Annotated in this window: 14 protein-coding genes and 2 pseudogenes; 9 read left to right on the top strand and 7 right to left on the bottom strand. The window is 69.8% G+C overall.

The window, feature by feature from the left end:
- From F3J18_RS28920 to F3J18_RS28910, 3 genes and pseudogenes are all read right to left on the bottom strand, one after another.
- A pseudogene (locus F3J18_RS28920) lies at positions 1 to 791 on the bottom strand (cytochrome C); the annotation flags it as partial.
- The gene (locus F3J18_RS28915) at positions 781 to 1284 is read right to left on the bottom strand and encodes a (2Fe-2S)-binding protein (protein WP_025098633.1); all 504 of its coding nucleotides are present in this window, start codon (positions 1282 to 1284) and stop codon (positions 781 to 783) included. The gene F3J18_RS28915 and the pseudogene F3J18_RS28920, both read right to left, overlap by 11 nt.
- A gap of 191 nt (positions 1285 to 1475) precedes the next feature.
- Positions 1476 to 2627 carry an FAD-dependent monooxygenase gene (locus F3J18_RS28910; RefSeq protein WP_166915571.1) on the bottom strand — a complete coding sequence of 384 codons (1152 nt, stop codon included), beginning with the start codon at positions 2625 to 2627 and terminating at the stop codon, positions 1476 to 1478.
- Positions 2628 to 2961: 334 nt separating this feature from the next.
- On the opposite strand from F3J18_RS28910, the gene F3J18_RS28905 reads away from it, so the two are divergent.
- From F3J18_RS28905 to F3J18_RS28885, 5 genes are all read left to right on the top strand, one after another.
- Entirely contained in the window at positions 2962 to 3714 is a 753-nt protein-coding gene (locus tag F3J18_RS28905; RefSeq protein ID WP_013697294.1) for an Asp/Glu racemase, read from the top strand.
- 14 nt (positions 3715 to 3728) lie between these two features.
- Entirely contained in the window at positions 3729 to 4583 is an 855-nt protein-coding gene (locus F3J18_RS28900; protein WP_166915569.1) for an alpha/beta hydrolase, read from the top strand.
- 17 nt (positions 4584 to 4600) lie between these two features.
- Positions 4601 to 5641, top strand: a complete 1041-nt coding sequence (locus tag F3J18_RS28895) for a 2,5-dihydroxypyridine 5,6-dioxygenase (protein ID WP_166915567.1) — start codon at positions 4601 to 4603, stop codon at positions 5639 to 5641.
- A gap of 21 nt (positions 5642 to 5662) precedes the next feature.
- Positions 5663 to 6313 carry an isochorismatase family protein gene (locus F3J18_RS28890; protein ID WP_036053624.1) on the top strand — a complete coding sequence of 217 codons (651 nt, stop codon included), beginning with the start codon at positions 5663 to 5665 and terminating at the stop codon, positions 6311 to 6313.
- A gap of 199 nt (positions 6314 to 6512) precedes the next feature.
- Positions 6513 to 8843: a molybdopterin cofactor-binding domain-containing protein gene (locus tag F3J18_RS28885; protein ID WP_166915565.1), complete on the top strand. Its 2331-nt coding sequence runs from the start codon at positions 6513 to 6515 to the stop codon at positions 8841 to 8843.
- 176 nt (positions 8844 to 9019) lie between these two features.
- On the opposite strand, the gene F3J18_RS28880 is transcribed toward F3J18_RS28885, so the two are convergent.
- Entirely contained in the window at positions 9020 to 9463 is a 444-nt protein-coding gene (locus tag F3J18_RS28880) for a MarR family winged helix-turn-helix transcriptional regulator (protein ID WP_096749387.1), read from the bottom strand.
- 454 nt (positions 9464 to 9917) lie between these two features.
- Here F3J18_RS28880 and F3J18_RS28875 point away from each other — a divergent pair, with 454 nt between their 5' ends.
- Complete coding sequence (locus tag F3J18_RS28875; RefSeq protein ID WP_025101759.1) at positions 9918 to 11225, top strand: MFS transporter; 1308 nt, start codon at positions 9918 to 9920, stop codon at positions 11223 to 11225.
- 163 nt (positions 11226 to 11388) lie between these two features.
- On the opposite strand, the gene F3J18_RS28870 is transcribed toward F3J18_RS28875, so the two are convergent.
- The 3 genes from F3J18_RS28870 to F3J18_RS28860 form a co-directional block, all read right to left on the bottom strand.
- A complete protein-coding gene (locus tag F3J18_RS28870; RefSeq protein WP_166915563.1) occupies positions 11389 to 12540 on the bottom strand; it encodes a porin in 1152 nt (383 codons plus the stop codon).
- 925 nt (positions 12541 to 13465) lie between these two features.
- Positions 13466 to 13792, bottom strand: coding sequence for a DUF4148 domain-containing protein (locus tag F3J18_RS28865; protein ID WP_013697287.1), 327 nt, complete (start codon positions 13790 to 13792; stop codon positions 13466 to 13468).
- Positions 13793 to 14049: 257 nt separating this feature from the next.
- Complete coding sequence (locus tag F3J18_RS28860) at positions 14050 to 14946, bottom strand: LysR family transcriptional regulator (RefSeq protein ID WP_166915561.1); 897 nt, start codon at positions 14944 to 14946, stop codon at positions 14050 to 14052.
- Positions 14947 to 15107: 161 nt separating this feature from the next.
- Between F3J18_RS28860 and F3J18_RS28855 the strand changes: the two genes are divergently transcribed.
- From F3J18_RS28855 to F3J18_RS28845, 3 genes and pseudogenes are all read left to right on the top strand, one after another.
- Entirely contained in the window at positions 15108 to 15542 is a 435-nt protein-coding gene (locus F3J18_RS28855) for a VOC family protein (protein ID WP_025101756.1), read from the top strand.
- A gap of 40 nt (positions 15543 to 15582) precedes the next feature.
- Positions 15583 to 16368, top strand: coding sequence for a 5-oxoprolinase subunit PxpB (pxpB, locus tag F3J18_RS28850; RefSeq protein ID WP_166915559.1), 786 nt, complete (start codon positions 15583 to 15585; stop codon positions 16366 to 16368).
- Positions 16365 to 16770 (top strand): annotated as a pseudogene (locus F3J18_RS28845) (carboxylase); the annotation flags it as partial. The gene pxpB and the pseudogene F3J18_RS28845, both read left to right, overlap by 4 nt.

Here is a 16770-nt window from a genome sequence, read left to right as displayed (position 1 = left end):
ACGCCCGAGCCGCGCGGCAGGCCGTCGGGGCCCGGCTCGCCGGCGCCCTGCCCGGCCACCACGCGACGCAGCGCGATATCGCCGCTGGCCGGATCGACCTCGATGTCGACTACCCAGGCGCTCCAGTCCGGACGCGCGTCGAGCGACGCGGCGCCCGGCGCGCCCTGCTCGGCCCGATCCGCCTCGACGCGCCGCCCGTCGAAGGCGAAACCGCGTCCGCGCAACCAGGACGAGGCCGGCACGGCCACCGCCGGCGCCTGCCATCGGGCCCGCTCGCTCACCATGCGGATCACCGCCTGCGCGCCCGCGTCGGCGACCGGATCGAGATGGCGCAGGCGCAGTTCGACGGGATCGGCGCGCAGCTCGGCCGCGCATTCGTCGAGACCCGATTCGCGCGCGAACACATGCGCATGCGCCGGAATCGCGAACGCGGGATCCTCCACCTCGATGCGCGCCTCGGCGTGTCGATAGACGAAGGGCAAGGCGCGCTCGCCATAGGCGGGCGCCTCGCCCGGCACCGGCCGCGAGCGCGCCTCGCCGCTCGCCGTCGACAGGCGCGCCCGGTAGCGCCAGCTCGCGAGCCGGCCCTGCTCCGAGATCCCCGCCTCGACATCGAGCATCGCGCTCACGCCCGGCGTGCCGGTCGGCCAGCCGTATTCGGCGTGGCGCCGCGAGGCGACCTCGGCGGCATCTTGCTCGCCCGGCGCCGCAGCCAGGCTTGCCGCCGGCGCCTCGCGCGCCTCGGCCAGCGCGGTCGACGCGGCTTCGTTCACCGTGCGATCAGGCTTCATGGTCGGCTTGCAGGTAACGTGCCGCGCGCTGCACGGCGCGCACGATCTCGAGATGGGTGCCGCAGCGGCACAGATTGAAACGCAGCGCCTCGCGGATCGCCGCGTCGTCGGGCGCCGGCTCGCGGTCGAGCAGGGCCTTGGCGCTCATGATCATGCCGTTCAGGCAGTAGCCGCATTGCGCGGCCTGCTCCTCGATGAAGGCGCGCTGGATCGGATGCAGCGCCTCGGGCGTGCCGAGCCCTTCGAGCGTGGTGACCTCGCGCCCGCTCGCGGCGCCGGCCGGCACCACGCAGGAACGCGTCGCCTGGCCGTCGACCAGCACCGTGCAGGCGCCGCATTGGCCGAGCCCGCAGCCGTACTTCGGGCCGTTCAGGGCAAGATCGTTACGCAGGATCAGCAGCAGGGGCGTGTCGGGCGCGGCGTCGGGGACGCGGCGCACCTCGCCGTTGACGCGGAGCGTGAGCGGCCCCGCCGGATGGCCGGAATGCGACATGACAGACTCGATTCAATAGGCCGACGCGCGTGGCAGACGCGCGAGCCGGCAGGCAACTCCGCGCGGCGCAGGCCGCGCGATTCCGTTATACCTCGCCGAAATTCCGGCCGGGGCGGCCTCGAACCTCCGTCAGGCCTCGCCGCCCCCTCGATGCGCGGGGCGCCCGGCCAGCGCCCCTTGCCGCTACCGCCTCAGCCGGCCACCGGCTCGCGGCTCGGCGCCTCCAGCGGCACGCCGAACACATCATAGGCGAACACCCAGGCCGGGTCCTCGTTGGTGCGCAGCCAGGTGTTGTTGTGCGAGACCAGCTGCACCTTCGAGGCGCGCGCCGCGCGGTTCGCCTCGTAGAGCGCGAAGGCGTTCGCGTAGTCGACGATGCCGACCTCGTCGAGGCAGCGCGCGAGCATCGCCGCGTCCTCGATCGCCATCGCCGCGCCCTGCGCCATATGGGGCTTCATCGGATGGCAGGCATCGCCGAGCAGCACCAGCCGGCCGCGGCTCCAGAGCGGCAGCGGATCGCGTTCGAGCAGCGGCCACTTGGTGATCGAGGGCGAGACGTCGATCAGGTGCTGGATGTCGGGATGGAAACCGTCGAAGGCCTCGCGCATCTCATCGCGGCTGCTGTCGACCATCGACACGCCGGCCGGCCACTCGGCCTGCGGCACGCCCGTCACGTAGTAATACTCGTCGCGCTTCTCGGTGACGTAGTAGACCATCATGTGGCGGTCGCCCGACCACCACTTCACGCACATGTCGTAGGGCTTGTTGTCGAGCAGCGAGGCCGGGAACACCGCGCGATGCGCCACGTAGCCGGTGTAGCGCGGCGGCTCGGCGCCGAGCAGGTGCTCGCGCAGCCGCGAATTCACGCCGTCCGCGCCGATCGCGATATCGGCCGTCTCCACGGTGCCGTCGTCGAAGGTGAGACGCACCTCGCTGCCGGTGTCCTCGATCGCCGTGAGCTTGCGGCCGAAGGCGATGGTGCCCGGCGCCACGGCCTGGGTCATCAGCGCGTGGAAATCGCCGCGATGCACGGTCAGGTAGCTCGCGCCGTAGGTCTTCAGCGCGAAATCGCCGAGCGGGATCTGCGACATGACCTCGGCCGTGATGCCGTCGCGGCTGTACCAGAAATCCGGATGCGAACCCATCGCGTTCAGCGCGTCCTCGCAGCCGATCCTGCGCATGATCTTCATCACGTTCGGGCCGAGGTGGATGCCGGCGCCGAGCCGCGAGAACGACGGCGCCTGCTCGTAGAGCCGCACGTCGTAGCCGCTGCGCTGCAGCAGCGCGGCGGCGGCGGTGCCGCCGAGGCCGGCGCCCACGATCGCGATACGGGGTTGCTTCATCGGAATCTCCTCATCTGAGCGCCGGCGGCGGGACGGTCGGCCACGGCGGCTGGTTACGATGAAATCTAGCGTACACACTGCAAAATATTCGCACAAGCAAAAATTTTCGCACCGTATCCGGGCACGCCTCCCGCACCAATATCGATCGAATACCCAGCGATTCAAGGGATTACCCTTAAGCTTCCGGCATTTTTGAGACGTTGTGATATTCAAACGTACACGCTAGACTTTGCCTCAAATCCGGCGATCGCCCGGCGCCGATGCCGGCCCGGCATCGACGCGACGCCGCCCGACGCCAACCCGACGCCATCCATTCGCAGCCCAGGAGCCCCTGATGACCCGCACCTTCCGCATCGGCCAGATCGTGCCGAGCTCGAACACCACCATGGAAACCGAGATCCCCGCGATGCTGCGGCTGCGCGAGGCGATCCGCCCGGAGCGCTTCACCTTCCATTCGAGCCGCATGCGCATGAAGAAGGTGGTCAAGGAGGAGCTGGCCGCGATGGATGCCGAATCCGATCGCTGCGCGCTCGAGCTGTCGGACGCGCGCGTCGACGTGCTCGGCTACGCCTGCCTGGTGGCCATCATGGCGATGGGCCGCGGCTACCACCGCGTCTCGCAGGAGCGCCTGACGCGCCACACCGCCGAGAACGGCGCCAAGGCGCCGGTGCTGACCAGCGCGGGCGCGCTGGTCGATGCGCTGAAGGTGATCGGCGCGAAGAAGATCGTGGTGGTCGCGCCCTACATGAAGCCGCTCACCGAGCTGGTGGTCGACTACATCGGCCACGAAGGTTACGAAGTGATCGCCTGGCGCGCGCTCGAGATCCCCGACAACCTCGACGTCGGCCGCCACGATCCGGCGCGCCTGCCCGAGATCGTCAAGAGCCTGCCCTACCAGGATGCCGACGCGATCGTGCTGTCGGCCTGCGTGCAGATGCCCTCGCTGCCGGCGGTGGCCAAGGTCGAGGCGATGACGGGCAAGCCGGTGATCACCGCCGCGATCGCCACCACCTACTCGATCCTGCGCGAACTCGACCTCGAGCCGATCGTGCCGGGTGCCGGCGCGCTGCTGTCGGGCGCCTACTGAGCGAGGCCGCCATCATGAGCTCCACCTTCCTGTACGGCGCCAACGTCCACGCCAACGGCATCCGCCAGCACTATCTGCGCTACGGCGGCGCGAGCGGCGAGCGCGCCGCGCGGCCCGCCGTGATCCTGATCCCCGGCATCACCAGCCCGGCCGTCACCTGGGGTTTCGTCGGCGAGGTGTTCGGCGCGCGCTTCGACACCTATGTGATCGACGTGCGCGGCCGCGGCCTGTCCTCCGCCTCGGACACGCTCGACTACAGCCTCGACGCGCAGGCCGCCGACGTGGCCGCGCTGGCCGCGGCGCTGAAGCTCGAACGCCATGTGCTGGTCGGCCATTCGATGGGCGCGCGCATCGCCGCGCGCGCCGCGCTGCGGATCGAGGCGGGCCTCGAATCGGTGGTGCTGGTCGATCCGCCCGTCTCGGGGCCGGGCCGCCGCGAATACCCGGGCAAGCTGCCCTGGTACGTCGACTCGATGGCGCTGGCGCGTGCCGGCACCGACGCCGAGGGCATGCGCGCCTTCTGCCCGAGCTGGACCGACGAGGAACTGCGCTTGCGCGCCGAATGGCTGCACACCTGCGACGAGCGCGCCGTGCTGGCCTCCTACGAAGGTTTCCACCAGGACGATTTCCATGCCGACGCGGCGCGGCTGCGCGTGAGCTCGCTGCTGATCACCGCCGAGCGCGGCGACGTGGTGCGCGACGAGGACGTGGCCGAGCTGCAGCGCGCCACCCCGGCGATGCGCCATGTGCGCGTGCCGGGCGCCGGCCACATGATTCCCTGGGACAACGCGGCCGGCTTCTACGCGGCCTTCGGCGATTTCCTCGGCGCGCCGCTGCTGCCCGCCACGGACGCCACGGACGCTGCCTGATTCGAACGGAGCCGAACATGCCGATTAGCGATTTCCAATTGATCGACGCGTGGAAGCGCGTGCTGACGCTGTCGCGCCTCGAGGCGGGGCAGACCGTGACGATCCTCACCAGTTCCTCCACCCATCCGCAGACGCTGTCCTGCGCGCTGATCGCCACCCAGCAGATGGGGGCGATCGTGAACCGCCTGGACCTGCCGCCCGTGAACGGCGAGAAGGCCTTCAGCCGCGATTCGCTGGCCTATCTCGGCACCACGCCGCTGACCGGCAACCGCGCCGCGATCGCGGCCCTGAAGGCCAGCGACCTGGTGCTCGACCTGATGACCCTGCTGTTCTCCCCGGAGCAGCACGACATCCTGAAGTCCGGCACCAAGATCCTGCTGGCCGTCGAGCCGCCCGAGGTGCTGGCGCGCCTGGTGCCCACCGAGGGCGACCGCACGCGCGTGCTGGCCGCCACCGCGAAGATCTCGGCCGCGCGCGAGATGCGCGTCAGCTCGCCGGCCGGCACCGCGCTGGTCTGCCCGCTCGGCGATTTCGGGCCGACCGCCGAATACGGCTACGTCGACGAGCCGGGCCGCTGGGACCACTGGCCGAGCGGCTTCGCGCTGACCTTCCCGAACGACCGTGGCGCGCACGGCACCATCGTGATCGACCGCGGCGACATCCTGCTGCCGCAGAAGCACTATGTTTCCGAGCCGATCGTGCTGACGGTGGAAGGCGGTTACGCCACCCGCATCGAGGGCGGCGTGGATGCCGCGCTGCTGCGCGACTACATGGAGACCTTCCAGGATCCCGAAGGTTATGCGATCTCGCATATCGGCTGGGGGCTGCAGCCGCGCGCGCGCTGGTCCACGCTGGGCCTCTACGATCGCGAGGCCACCATCGGCATGGACGCGCGCGCCTTCGAGGGCAATTTCCTGTTCTCGCTCGGCCCGAACAACGAGGGCGGCGGCGATCGCACCACCACCTGCCATATCGACATTCCCCTGCGCCACTGCACCGTGCAACTCGACGACGAGGTCGTGGTGCGCGACGGGCGCGTGCTCGACCAACCCGCCTGACGAGGCCCGCGCATGAGCACCATCGATACACTGTCCCGCCACGCCGAAGCCGGCGTCTACCGCCAGCAGGGTTTCGGCACGCCGCTGCCGCCGGCCGGCAACATCGGCCTGCTGATCATCGACCTGGTGGTCGGCTTCGCCGATCCCGCCACCTTCGGCGGCGGCAACATCCCGGCCGCGATCGCGCGCACGCGCCAGGCGCTGGCGATCGCGCGCGAACGCGGCTGGCCGGTCGCGCACAGCCGCATCGTCTATGCCGAGGACGGCAGCGACGACAACGTGTTCTCGCTGAAGGTGCCCGGCATGGCCACCCTCACCGAGGATCACCCGAACAGCCAGATCGTCCCCGAGCTCGCGCCCGCGGCCGGCGAGCTGGTGGTGCGCAAGCAGGTGCCCTCGGCCTTCTTCGGCACCCAGCTCGCGCCCTGGCTCACCCAGCGCGCGGTGCGCACCCTGCTGGTGGCCGGCGCGGTGACCAGCGGCTGCGTGCGCGCCAGCGTGGTGGACGCGATGTCGTTCGGCTTCCGGCCCTTCGTGCTGTCGGACTGCGTGGGCGACCGCGCGATCGCCCCGCACGAGGCCAACCTGTTCGACATGGCGCAGAAGTACGCGGCCGTGATGCCGCTCGACGAGGCGATCGCCGCGATCGAGGCGGTGCAGGCGGCGCGCTGAGGTCGAGGTCGAGGTCGAGGTCGAAGCCGCATTCGCCCTCGCCGCTGAAGGCCGGCGGGGCTGAATTGACCGGCTCGATTCATCGCCCCGACCCGCCCGCAAGATTGACCGGCGCGTTTTGGCCAACTAGATTGCCGGATGCCGGCGCGCCTCGCGCCCCGTCGTCCGGCCTTCCTCCCTCCTCGCGGAACCGATGCCCGTGAACCGCTCCGAACTGCTTGCCCGCGACGGCTGCCTGAGCGTGATCCGGCGCCCCGCGGCCCCCGTCAGGCCTGCCCCGGGCCAGCCCGGCAGCCTGTCCTCGTACACGCCCGAGGTGGCCGAGGTATTCGTCGCGATCCTCGACGACGGCCGCGTGCTCGCCTTCAACGGCCACGTCGACCTCGGCACCGGCATCCGCACCTCGCTGGGCCAGATCGTCGCCGAGGAACTCGACCTGCTGCCGTCCCAGGTCGAGATGCTGCTGGGCGACACGGCGGCGACACCGAACCAGGGCCCGACGATCGCCAGCGCGACCATCCAGATCTCCGCCAAGCCCTTGCGCGCGGCGGCCGCCCAGGCGCGCCACAAGCTGCTCGAACTGGCCGCCGCGCGGCTGGGCGTGCCGCTCGCACGGCTCGCGAGCGACGGCGGTGTCGTTTCGATCGTCGATGGCGATGGCGATGGCGATGGCGATGGCGATGGCGATGGCAAGGATCAGCGCGGCAGCCCGATCGACGCAAGCCGGCGCCTGAGCTTCGCGGAACTGGTCAGCGGCCTGCGCCTCGCGCTGGAGCTCGAGCTCGACACGCCCGTCAAGGACCCGTCGCGCTACCGCGTGATCGGCCGCTCGTCGCCGCGCGTCGACCTGCCCGCCAAGGCCACCGGCCAGCTCACCTTCGTGCACGACATGCGCGTGCCCGGCATGCTGCACGGCCGCGTGATCCGCCCGCCCTACAGCGGCCTGGACAGCGGCCCCTTCGTCGGCCGCCTGCTGGCCGGCGTCGAGCGCGAGTCGATCGCCCATCTGCCCGGCATCGTCGCGGTGGTGACGCTGGGCGATTTCGTCGGCGTGGTGGCCGAGCGCGAGGAACAGGCGATGCGCGCCGCACGCGAGCTGCGCGTGCGCTGGCATCCGCTGCCGCCGCTGCCCTCGCTCGACGATCCGCGCGCGGCGATCGAGGCCGCGCCGGCCACGCGCCGCCCGCTGCTGGAGGAAGGCGATGTCGAGGCGGCGCGCGACACGCCCGGCGCGATCACCCTCTCGCGCACCTACGTCTGGCCCTACCAGCTGCACGGCTCGATCGGCCCGTCCTGCGCGCTGGCCGACTATCGCGCCGCGGGAGCAGGCCGCATCACCGTGTGGTCCGGCACGCAGAACCCCGTCACGCTGCGCTACGACCTCGCCACCCTGGTCGGCCGCGACGAGGCCGACCTCGACATCGTGCGCATGGAGGCGGCCGGCTGCTACGGCCGCAACGGCGCCGACGACGTCTGCGGCGACGCGCTGCTGCTCTCGCGCGCGGTCGGCCGCCCGGTGCGCGTGCAGCTCACGCGCGCCGACGAACATCTGTGGGAGCCCAAGGGCACCGGCCAGGTGGTCTCGGTCACCGGCACCGTGAGCCGCGAGGGCCGCCTGCTCGGTTACGACTTCGCCACCCGCTACCCGTCCAACGACGCGCCGCTGCTGGCCTCGCTGCTGACCGGCACGATCCCCGCCGAGCCGCGCGTGTTCGAGATGGGCGATCGCACGGCGGTATCGCCCTACGAGAGCCCGAACCGGCGCTTCGTCTGCGACGACCTCGCACCGCTGGTGCGCTCCTCCTGGTTTCGCGGCGTGTCCGCGCTGCCGAACTCCTTCGCCCACGACGCCTTCGCCGACGAGTGCGCGGCGCTGGCCGGCGTCGACCCGCTGGAATTCCGGCTGCGCCACCTGGCCGACACGCGCGCGGCCGAGCTGCTGCAGGCGGTGGCGCAACGCGCCGGCTGGGTGCCGCGGCCGCAGGCGAGGCCCGACGCGGCGCGGCTCGCGCGCGGACGCGGCATCGCCTACGCGCGCTACGTGCACAGCCGCTTCCCCGGCTTCGGCGCGGCCTGGTCGGCCTGGATCGTCGAGCTGCTGGTGGATCGCGTGACGGGCGAGATACGAGTGGAGCGCGTGACGGTCGGCCAGGACACCGGCACCATGATCAACCCCGACGGCGTGCGCCACCAGATCCACGGCAACGTGATCCAGGTGCTGAGCCGCTCGCTGAAGGAGCGCGTGCGCTTCGTGGACGGCAAGGTGGCCGCGCGCGAATGGGCCAGCTACCCGATCCTGACCTTCCCCGAGCTGCCCGCCGTGGACGTGGTGCTGATGCCGCGCCAGGGCGAGCCGCCGCTCGGCGCGGGCGAATCGGCCTCGGTGCCGGGGCCGGCCGCGCTCGCCAATGCGATCTTCGACGCGACCGGCGTGCGCCTGTACGCGCCGCCTTTCAATGCGGAGACGGTGAGGGAAGGATTGCGCGCCGCCGGCCGCCTGCTGGAAGCGTCGGCGCCGGAGCGTGCCTGAGCGCGCCGCGCGCCATCAGGCGCCGGTCGGTGCTGCCTGGCGTGGTTGGCGTCGATTGATGCCGCCCGAGGCAGACGAACGCAGGCAAGCGCGCAGAGACATGCCGAACCTCGCATCGCATCTCATGCCGGCCTCGCGTCGCGGCACGCCGCGCCCGAGCAGCGCGGCGCCGACGCTCATTCGCCGTCGCTCTCCAGCATCTTGTTGAGCAGGTACTGCAGCGCGACGCGCTCGCCGACGTTCAGCGCCCCATAGGTGCGCTCGGTCACCTGCTTGGCGAAGGGCACGGTGCGATCGATCAGCGCCAGCCCGGCGGCGGTGGCGCGCACCAGCAGCTTGCGCCCGTCGCTCGGATCGGGCAGCACCTCCACCAGCGAGCGCACCTTGAGCCGCTCGACCACGCCGCGGATGGTGGCCTGGTCGATCGCCGTGACCTTGACGATGTCGTTCAGCGAACAGCCCCTGGTTTCCTTGACCGTGCAGAGCGTGACGAACTGCGCGGCCGTCAGGTCGGAATCCGGGATCGCCTCCTGGAAGATCGCGACGTGGCGCTGGTAGGCGCGTCGCAGCAGATGGCCGATCTGGTCGTGAAAATCGTAGGAATCGCGGGAGGACGGCATGAACGGCGAGGCCTGGCGGCCCGGGGTCGAAAGTGAGGAAGTGTACACCCTCGAGTTTCGTATTCCTCACGGGATTCGCCCGTCGTCGCGCCTGCATCAGGTGTCACGCGCCACGGCGCGAACAGGCACGGAAGATGCATGCAGTTCACGGGCATCGAATCATGATGTACACGCTTCAATTTATGGCGTACTCGCACTATCCGGGTGCAAGCCGATCACGCCGCACCGAGACCCGTGCACCGATCCGGCATTGATGAAAACACCTAGCAAAACAAGGCATCCAGCGCCTATAAAGAGATTGCGGAGGATCGTTTCCCGGCTCTCGTTCCAGGCCGGTTTTTGTAGTGTGTACGCTCATTAAATGGCGTGATATACAGACTCCCGGGCGTCATCGCGCAAGTGACCGTAGCGACCGGCACCAACCCAACCGTCCTATCCGAACAGGGGCAGTCCCATGTCAACGACTCATCCGAACGCGGCCGTGCCGGCCGCCCCGGCGCAACACGCGGCGCTGTACCGCAAGGTCACGATCCGTCTCGTCACGATCTTCTGTCTCTGCTATTTCGCGGCCTACCTGGACCGCATCAACATCGGCCTGGCCAAGCTGCAGATGCTCGACGCGCTGAAGTTCAGCGATTCGATCTACGGGCTCGGCGCGGGGCTGTTCTTCGCCGGCTACATCCTGTTCGAGGTGCCGAGCAACCTGGTGCTGCAGCGCGTGGGCGCCAAGCTCTGGATCGCTCGGATCATGATCACCTGGGGCATCCTGTCGGGCGCCACCCTGCTGGTGAAGACGCCGACCCAGTTCTACGTGCTGCGCTTCCTGCTCGGCGCGGCCGAAGCCGGCTTCCTGCCCGGCGTGCTGCTGTACCTGACGCAGTGGTACCCCGACGCGCGTCGCGCCCGCATCGTCGCGCTGTTCATGGTCGGCCTGCCGCTGTCGAGCATGGTGGGCAGCCCGATCTCGGGCTGGATCATGCGCGCCTTCGACGGCGCGCACGGCCTGGGCGGCTGGCAGTGGCTGTTCCTGCTGGAAGCGCTGCCCTCGATCGCGCTCGGCTTCGCGGTGCTGCGCTGGTTGCCGAACTCGATCGAGACCGCCGCCTGGCTGGCCGAGGACGAGAAGAAGACCTTGCGCGCCAATCTCGACAGCGACGCGGGCGGCCACAAGAGCCACGCGCTGCTGCGCGCCTTCACCGACCCGAAGGTCTGGGCGCTCGGCATGATCGACCTGTGCGTGCTGCTCGGGCTCTACGCGGTGAGTTTCTGGCTGCCCACCATCCTGCGCGACACCGGCGTCAAGGACGCCTACCAGATCGGCTGGCTGATGGTGATCCCGAACGCGGCGGCGGTGCTCGCCACGCTCTACTGCGGCGCCAGCTCGGATCGCACGCGCGAGCGTCGCTGGCATATCGTGGTGCCCTTCGCGGTGGCGGCCGTCTCGCTGGTGATCGCGGCCGCCGCGCCGCACGGCACGCTGGGCACCCTGATCCTGTTCTCGCTGGTCAATGCCGGCGCGGCCGCGGCGATGCCGGTGGTCTGGTCGCTGCCCTCGATGTTCCTGAAGGGCGCCGCCGCCGCGGGCGGGATCGCCTTCGCCTGCTCGCTGGCCAACCTGGGCGGCTTCGGCAGCACCTACTTCATCGGCTGGCTGCGCGACACCTTCCATACCCAGAGCGCCGGCCTGTACGGCTTCGCGGTCTGCATGCTGGTGGGCTGCGCGCTCGCGCTGGCTTACCCGAAGCAGCTCGTGAACCGCTGAAACGCGCGCGCCTGCGCGCATCCTCGCGCCGCGCCGGCAGCTCGCCGTGCGCGGCGTTTTTCATGGCGCGCCGCGCATCAAGGACATCGGGCGGGACCGTTGCCGGTCCCGCCCGATGCTTTTCCCGCCCCTCGGCAGGGCGAGCGCCCTGCCCCGGCCTCGATCAGAAGCGGTGGCGAATACCCACGCGCGTGGCGAACTGCGAGTTCGCGCCGGCATTGCCGATGAAGGACGAGGACGAACCGATCTCGGCCTGCACCGGCACCGAGCGGCCGTTCACCACGTTGCTGCCGGCCGCGTGCTGGTAGATCGCCAGCAGGTAGACGTCGGTGCGCTTGGACAGCGCGTAGTCGAGCGCGCCGCTGAGCTGGTGCCAACGGCCGTCGAAGCCGCCGTCGAGATCCGAGAAGGTATAGGCCAGGCTGGCCGCCAGCGGCGTCGTGACCTGGTACTTGCCGCCGATTTCGTAGTTGTTCAGCGTCGAGGCGGCCGCGTTGAGCGGCTCGAAGCGCGTGTGCGTCCAGTTCACCCAGCCCAGCGCCGGGCCGGCCGTGTAGCGCGCGCCCACGCCGAAGGTCTCGAGGTCGCGCAGGCCGGCCGTGTTGGCGTTGGCGATGCTGACGCTGAAGGCCGGCGCGGCCGCGTTCGGGAAGCGGATGTTGGTATAGGCCGCGCCGATGCTGAACGGGCCCTGGGCGAAGTTCGCGCCGAAGCTGTAGGTGCTCGACGAGCCCTGGGTGGTGCCCACCGTGGGCGAGCCGGCGAAGCTGGTCGAGTTCGAGAAGCCGTACAGGCCGCCGAAGGTCAGGCCCGAGAAGTTCGCGCTGCTGAACTTGACCGCGTTGTTGATGCGGCTGGAGGTGAGCTGGTCGAGATCGTTGATATGGTAGGCGTAGTTGCCGGCCACGGTCTGGCTGCCGGCCGAGTAGTTCGCGCCGATGATGTCGGTCGAGAACGAATACTGGCGGCCGAAGCTCAGCGTGCCGACATTCGACTTCGACAGCCCCACGTAGGCCTGGCGGCCGAACAGCGCGCCGCCCTGGCCCAGCGTGCCGTCGCCGCTGCTGAAGCCGCTCTCGAGCACGAAGATCGCCTTGAGCCCGCCGCCCAGGTCCTCGCTGCCGCGGATGCCCCAGCGGCTGCCCTGCGCGACGCCGTCGCCGTACTTGACCAGCTTGTCGTGGCCGCTGGCGGTAGCCGCCTTGTTGGTATAGGTGATCCCCGCGTCGATCACGCCGTACAGCGTGACGCTGCTCTGTGCATGAGCCGCGGCGCCGAATGCGCCGAGTGCCGCCAGGGCGATGGTCTTCTTCATTGTTGTTCCTGATGAGGGTGGCGCCGCGCGCGGCCGACCGAAGCCGGCGCCCGCGACGCGATGGAAAAACCAAAAACATCGTGCTCGACGCGGCCCGCGCGCGAAGCTTGCGCGCGCAAGCGTGCCTCGCGAGCCATGCGGCCCGCGATCGGTCGAACCCGGTGAAACGTCATGGAGGACATCGAGCCCCGGGACGGCGCGCGGTCGATCGGACCAGCCGTCCTTCGCCGCGAGGGCACGGGACAGGCCGCGCCCGGGGATATCGGCAGCGCGGCGGGTTGACGTCGAAATATCTGCCGAAATATATCGATACGTCGGCGCAACGTAAACGATTCCAAGGGAAAGTGTCGGATACAGACGACACTCGGCCGGCGACGTGCGTTCGACCGGCGATTCCGGGCTGGAAACGCCGGATGGCGGGGAGATTCGGGAGTAACGGGAAAAGACGCGCCGGCACTGGAAATCCGGGCGAAATGAGGCAACCGCCAATCACGCGGCGAACCGATAAATCGGCGATTTATATCAAATCGATAATACCGAAATGATGAGAATGCATGAATGCCGCGCCGTATTTGCGATAGGCGATGGCCGAGCCTGGAATGGAGAACGGGCGACGCAAGGCGCCGCCCGTTCGACTAGCACTCACCACTCACTGCATGGCTTCATTGCTTCCAACACAACGGCTACAGCTTGCTTCAACGGCACTCACTGCGTACTTCCTGCTACGAACTTGCGTGCTACCTGCTGCGACTTCAACCGCCAACTGCTGCAAGACAACCACGACTGCGACCTCAACCACTACCACTCACCAGCTACCACCACTCACTACTCACCACCTGCATCGCGGCCGGCTCCGATCGAATACGATCATTTCGCATCACTGACTGAATCGGCAAGCTCGCCGCCCGCGATCACGATGCCGTGCTCAGGGATGGCTGTACATCGCGTCCCAGTCGGACTTCGAGACGCCGCGGCCGATCGGGCTGCCGGCCTGCACCTTGTTGCTGACGCCGCCGTAGCCGCTGGTGTCGGCGCCGTTCAGCGCGGCCACCTTCTTCTCGGCTGCCAGGATGTCGTCGGGATAGCGCGGATCGGAGCCCGCGGCCGGACGCCAGCCGGTCTGCTCGAGCTGCACCAGTTCGGCGCGCACCTGGGCACGCGTCACGGCGCCATTCGATTGGGTCTGGGCGAATGCAGCGGCGGGAACCACGAGAGCGGCTGCGATGGCGACGGCTTGAATCAGGTTCTTCATGATCGATACCTCCAGGGTGTTGTGCATTCGGTCGCTGTGTTGCTCAACCGATGGACTGAAGTGTAGGACGCATCGAAACCTAGGGTTAACACTTAAATCGCGATAACAGTGTTTCCATATGAAGAACAAATACCCGGCGAGCCTTGCCGGGCGGGGCTCGCAGCGCTGCCCGGCAAGCCCGGGGCGGCCCGGATATCCCTACTGATGCATCGGCAAGCGCCGCCGGCGGCGGTTTGCTTTCAAGGCTTTCAAGGCCCTCATCGAGCCTCGGCCGCCTTCCCGGCCTGCGAGGCCTCGGCGGCGGCGGCCACGCAGGCCGCGAAGGTCGCCGCCGCCGCCGGCCGTTCGCCCGCCGTGCGCTCGACGTAGCCGATCTCGCGGCTCGGCGGATCGCCGTCGAGCGGCAGCGCCACCGCCGTGCGCGGAATCCGCAGCGCCGCCGCCTGCGGCACCAGGGCGACGCCGACGCCGCGCGCCACCAGCTCGACGATGGCCTGCAGCTCGTCGAGCTCGACCACGTCCTGCACGTTCAGGCGCATCTTGCGCAACCAGCGCTCGACGATTCGGCCCCCGAAGGAATTCCGGTCGTAGCGGATGAAGGGTTCGCTCTTGAGCAGCGCACGCCAGTCGCCATTGCGCTGCGCGCGCGGCACCAGCAGCGTGAAGGGCTCCCGCACCAGCGCGCGCCACTGCAGTTCGGCCGGCAGCGCGAACGGCGGCTTGATCAGCACCGCGCCGTCCACCTCGCCCGAATCGACCTGCGCGAGCAGGTTCAGCGACACGCCCGGCATCACGCGCACGCGCCAGCCCGGCGCGCGTTCGCGGAACAGCGCGATGGCCTGCACCAGCAGGGAGGTCTGCGCCGAGGCGATCGCGCCGATCCGCAGCAGCCCCGTGTCGGGCTCCGCCGCGCCCTCGTTGGCCAGGCGCGCATAGGCGGCCAGCAGTTCCTCGGCGCGCTCCACGGTGCGCCGCCCCGCCGCGTTCAGCGTGGCCGAGCGGCCGGTGCGATCGAACAGCGTGAAGCCGAGCTCGTCCTCCAGCCGCTGAATCTGCGCGCTGACCGCCGACTGGGTCAGGCCCACCTGGGCGCCGGCGCGCGCGAAGGTGCCGTAGCGCACCACCGAAAGAAAGGTCTTCAGCTCGCGGATCATGGTTCGATTGATCGAAATTATTTATGCCAAGTCACAAAATATATCGTTTTTCAGCGAATTTTGTCATGCATAGACTGGCTCTCATCCTGCGTGACCGGCACCGCCATCGAGCCGGCCGGCACGCGCCCCTCGATTCGAAACACCCCGCAATGGATCTCGACATGAGCACCGCGCCCCTTTCCCAGCCGCCCTTCCACCTGGCCTTCCCGGTCCACAGCATCGCCAGCGCGCGCGAGTTCTACGGCGAGCTGCTCGGCTGCCCCGAGGGCCGCAGCGCGCCCGAGTGGGTCGACTTCAATTTCTACGGCCACCAGATCGTCGCGCACCTCGCGCCCGAGGAATGCGGCCATCGCCATACCAGCGCCGTCGACGGCGATGCCGTGCCGGTGCGCCACTTCGGCGTGGTGCTGTCGATGTCGCAATGGGAGGAGGCCGCGGCCAGGCTGCAGGGCGCCGACATGAAGTTCATCATCGAGCCGCACGTGCGCTTCAAGGGCGAGGTGGGCGAGCAGGCCACCATGTTCTTCCTCGATCCGTCGGGCAATGCGCTCGAATTCAAGGCCTTCGCGAACATCGATTCGCTGTTCGCGAAGTAAGCACGCCCCGCCGCCCGAGCCACGTCACGCCACGCCCGCGATGCGCCACTCACTCCCCGCCCAGCCGGCCGCTGCCGACGACGCCACGCGCTGGACGCTCGCGCCCTCGGGCGAGCGCCTGCTGATCGTCGACCTGCATGCGCCGGACCTGCGCCGCGCCAATCTGGCGGCGCGCCGCGCGGCGGCCGCGATCGGCGCGGCGCGCCTGCCCTTCGTGCTCGACATCGTGCCGGCGATGGCCACCGTGGGCGTGCATTACGCCTTGGAGCGGGTGCCCTTCACGCGCGCCGACGGCTCGCCCTATGCCGCGCTCGAACGCCTGGTCGGCGCCTGCCTGGCCGAGGCCTGGCAGGCCGGCGCGGGCCATGCCGAGCAAGCCGGGGCGGGCCGCGTGATCGAGATCCCGGTCTGCTACGGCGGCCTGCACGGCCCCGACCTGGCCGGCGTGGCCCAGGCCTGCGGCATCACGGAATCCGAAGTGATTCGCCGCCACAGCGCGAGCCTGGTGGACGTGATGATGCTCGGCTTCGCGCCGGGGCACCCCTACCTCGGCCTGTTCGATCCGGCGCTGGCGGTGGCGCGGCGCGCCACGCCGCGCACCTCGGTGGCCTCGGGCTCGGTGGGCCTGGCCAATCGCCAGTCGGTGATCTACCCGAGCATGCTGCCCGGCGGCTGGAACGTGATCGGCCGCACCCCGCTGACGCTGTTCGACGCCACCCGCGAGACGCCCTGCCTGGTGGCCGCGGGCGACCGCGTGCGCTTCGTGCCGATCGGCGAGGACGAATTCCGCGCCGCCAACGAACATCTCCCGAGGAAGGCCGCATGAGCATCGAGGTGATCCGTCCCGGCGCGCTCAGCTCGTTCCAGGACCTGGGGCGCTGCGGCTACCAGCATCTGGGCGTGCCGGCCAACGGCGCGATGGACGAGCGCGCGCACCGGCTCGCCAACGCGCTGGTCGGCAACGCGCCCGGCGAGGCCACGCTCGAGATCACGCTGACCGGCCCCACGCTGCGCTTTCATCGCGCCGCCGTGATCGCCGTGTGCGGCGCCGACCTCGACGCATGGCTCGACGAGCAGCCGCTGCCGCGCGAGCGCGCCGTGGTCGCGCCGGTCGGCAGCACGCTGAGCTTCGAGCGCCGCCGCAGCGGCGTGCGCGCCTACCTGGCGGTGCGCGGCGGCTTCGAGCTGGCGATGCCGATGGGCAGCGCCAGCACCGCGCTGCGCGCCG

It is taken from the genome of Burkholderia sp. Ax-1720 (assembly GCF_011753035.1).
Classification (GTDB): Bacteria; Pseudomonadota; Gammaproteobacteria; order Burkholderiales; family Burkholderiaceae; genus Burkholderia; species Burkholderia gladioli.
The sequence above is the reverse complement of the archived record's forward strand: the minus strand, read 5'-3'. Positions and strand labels throughout refer to the sequence as shown.

Excerpts from the sequence above, each read along its gene's own strand:
- F3J18_RS28915 (WP_025098633.1), bottom strand. The coding sequence starts at position 1,284 with ATGTCGCATTCCGGCCATCCGGCGGGGCCGCTCACGCTCCGCGTCAAC.
- F3J18_RS28910 (WP_166915571.1), bottom strand. The coding sequence starts at position 2,627 with ATGAAGCAACCCCGTATCGCGATCGTGGGCGCCGGCCTCGGCGGCACC.
- F3J18_RS28905 (WP_013697294.1), top strand. The coding sequence starts at position 2,962 with ATGACCCGCACCTTCCGCATCGGCCAGATCGTGCCGAGCTCGAACACC.
- F3J18_RS28900 (WP_166915569.1), top strand. The coding sequence starts at position 3,729 with ATGAGCTCCACCTTCCTGTACGGCGCCAACGTCCACGCCAACGGCATC.
- F3J18_RS28895 (WP_166915567.1), top strand. The coding sequence starts at position 4,601 with ATGCCGATTAGCGATTTCCAATTGATCGACGCGTGGAAGCGCGTGCTG.
- F3J18_RS28880 (WP_096749387.1), bottom strand. The coding sequence starts at position 9,463 with ATGCCGTCCTCCCGCGATTCCTACGATTTTCACGACCAGATCGGCCAT.
- F3J18_RS28875 (WP_025101759.1), top strand. The coding sequence starts at position 9,918 with ATGTCAACGACTCATCCGAACGCGGCCGTGCCGGCCGCCCCGGCGCAA.
- F3J18_RS28870 (WP_166915563.1), bottom strand. The coding sequence starts at position 12,540 with ATGAAGAAGACCATCGCCCTGGCGGCACTCGGCGCATTCGGCGCCGCG.
- F3J18_RS28865 (WP_013697287.1), bottom strand. The coding sequence starts at position 13,792 with ATGAAGAACCTGATTCAAGCCGTCGCCATCGCAGCCGCTCTCGTGGTT.
- F3J18_RS28860 (WP_166915561.1), bottom strand. The coding sequence starts at position 14,946 with ATGATCCGCGAGCTGAAGACCTTTCTTTCGGTGGTGCGCTACGGCACC.
- F3J18_RS28855 (WP_025101756.1), top strand. The coding sequence starts at position 15,108 with ATGAGCACCGCGCCCCTTTCCCAGCCGCCCTTCCACCTGGCCTTCCCG.
- pxpB (WP_166915559.1), top strand. The coding sequence starts at position 15,583 with ATGCGCCACTCACTCCCCGCCCAGCCGGCCGCTGCCGACGACGCCACG.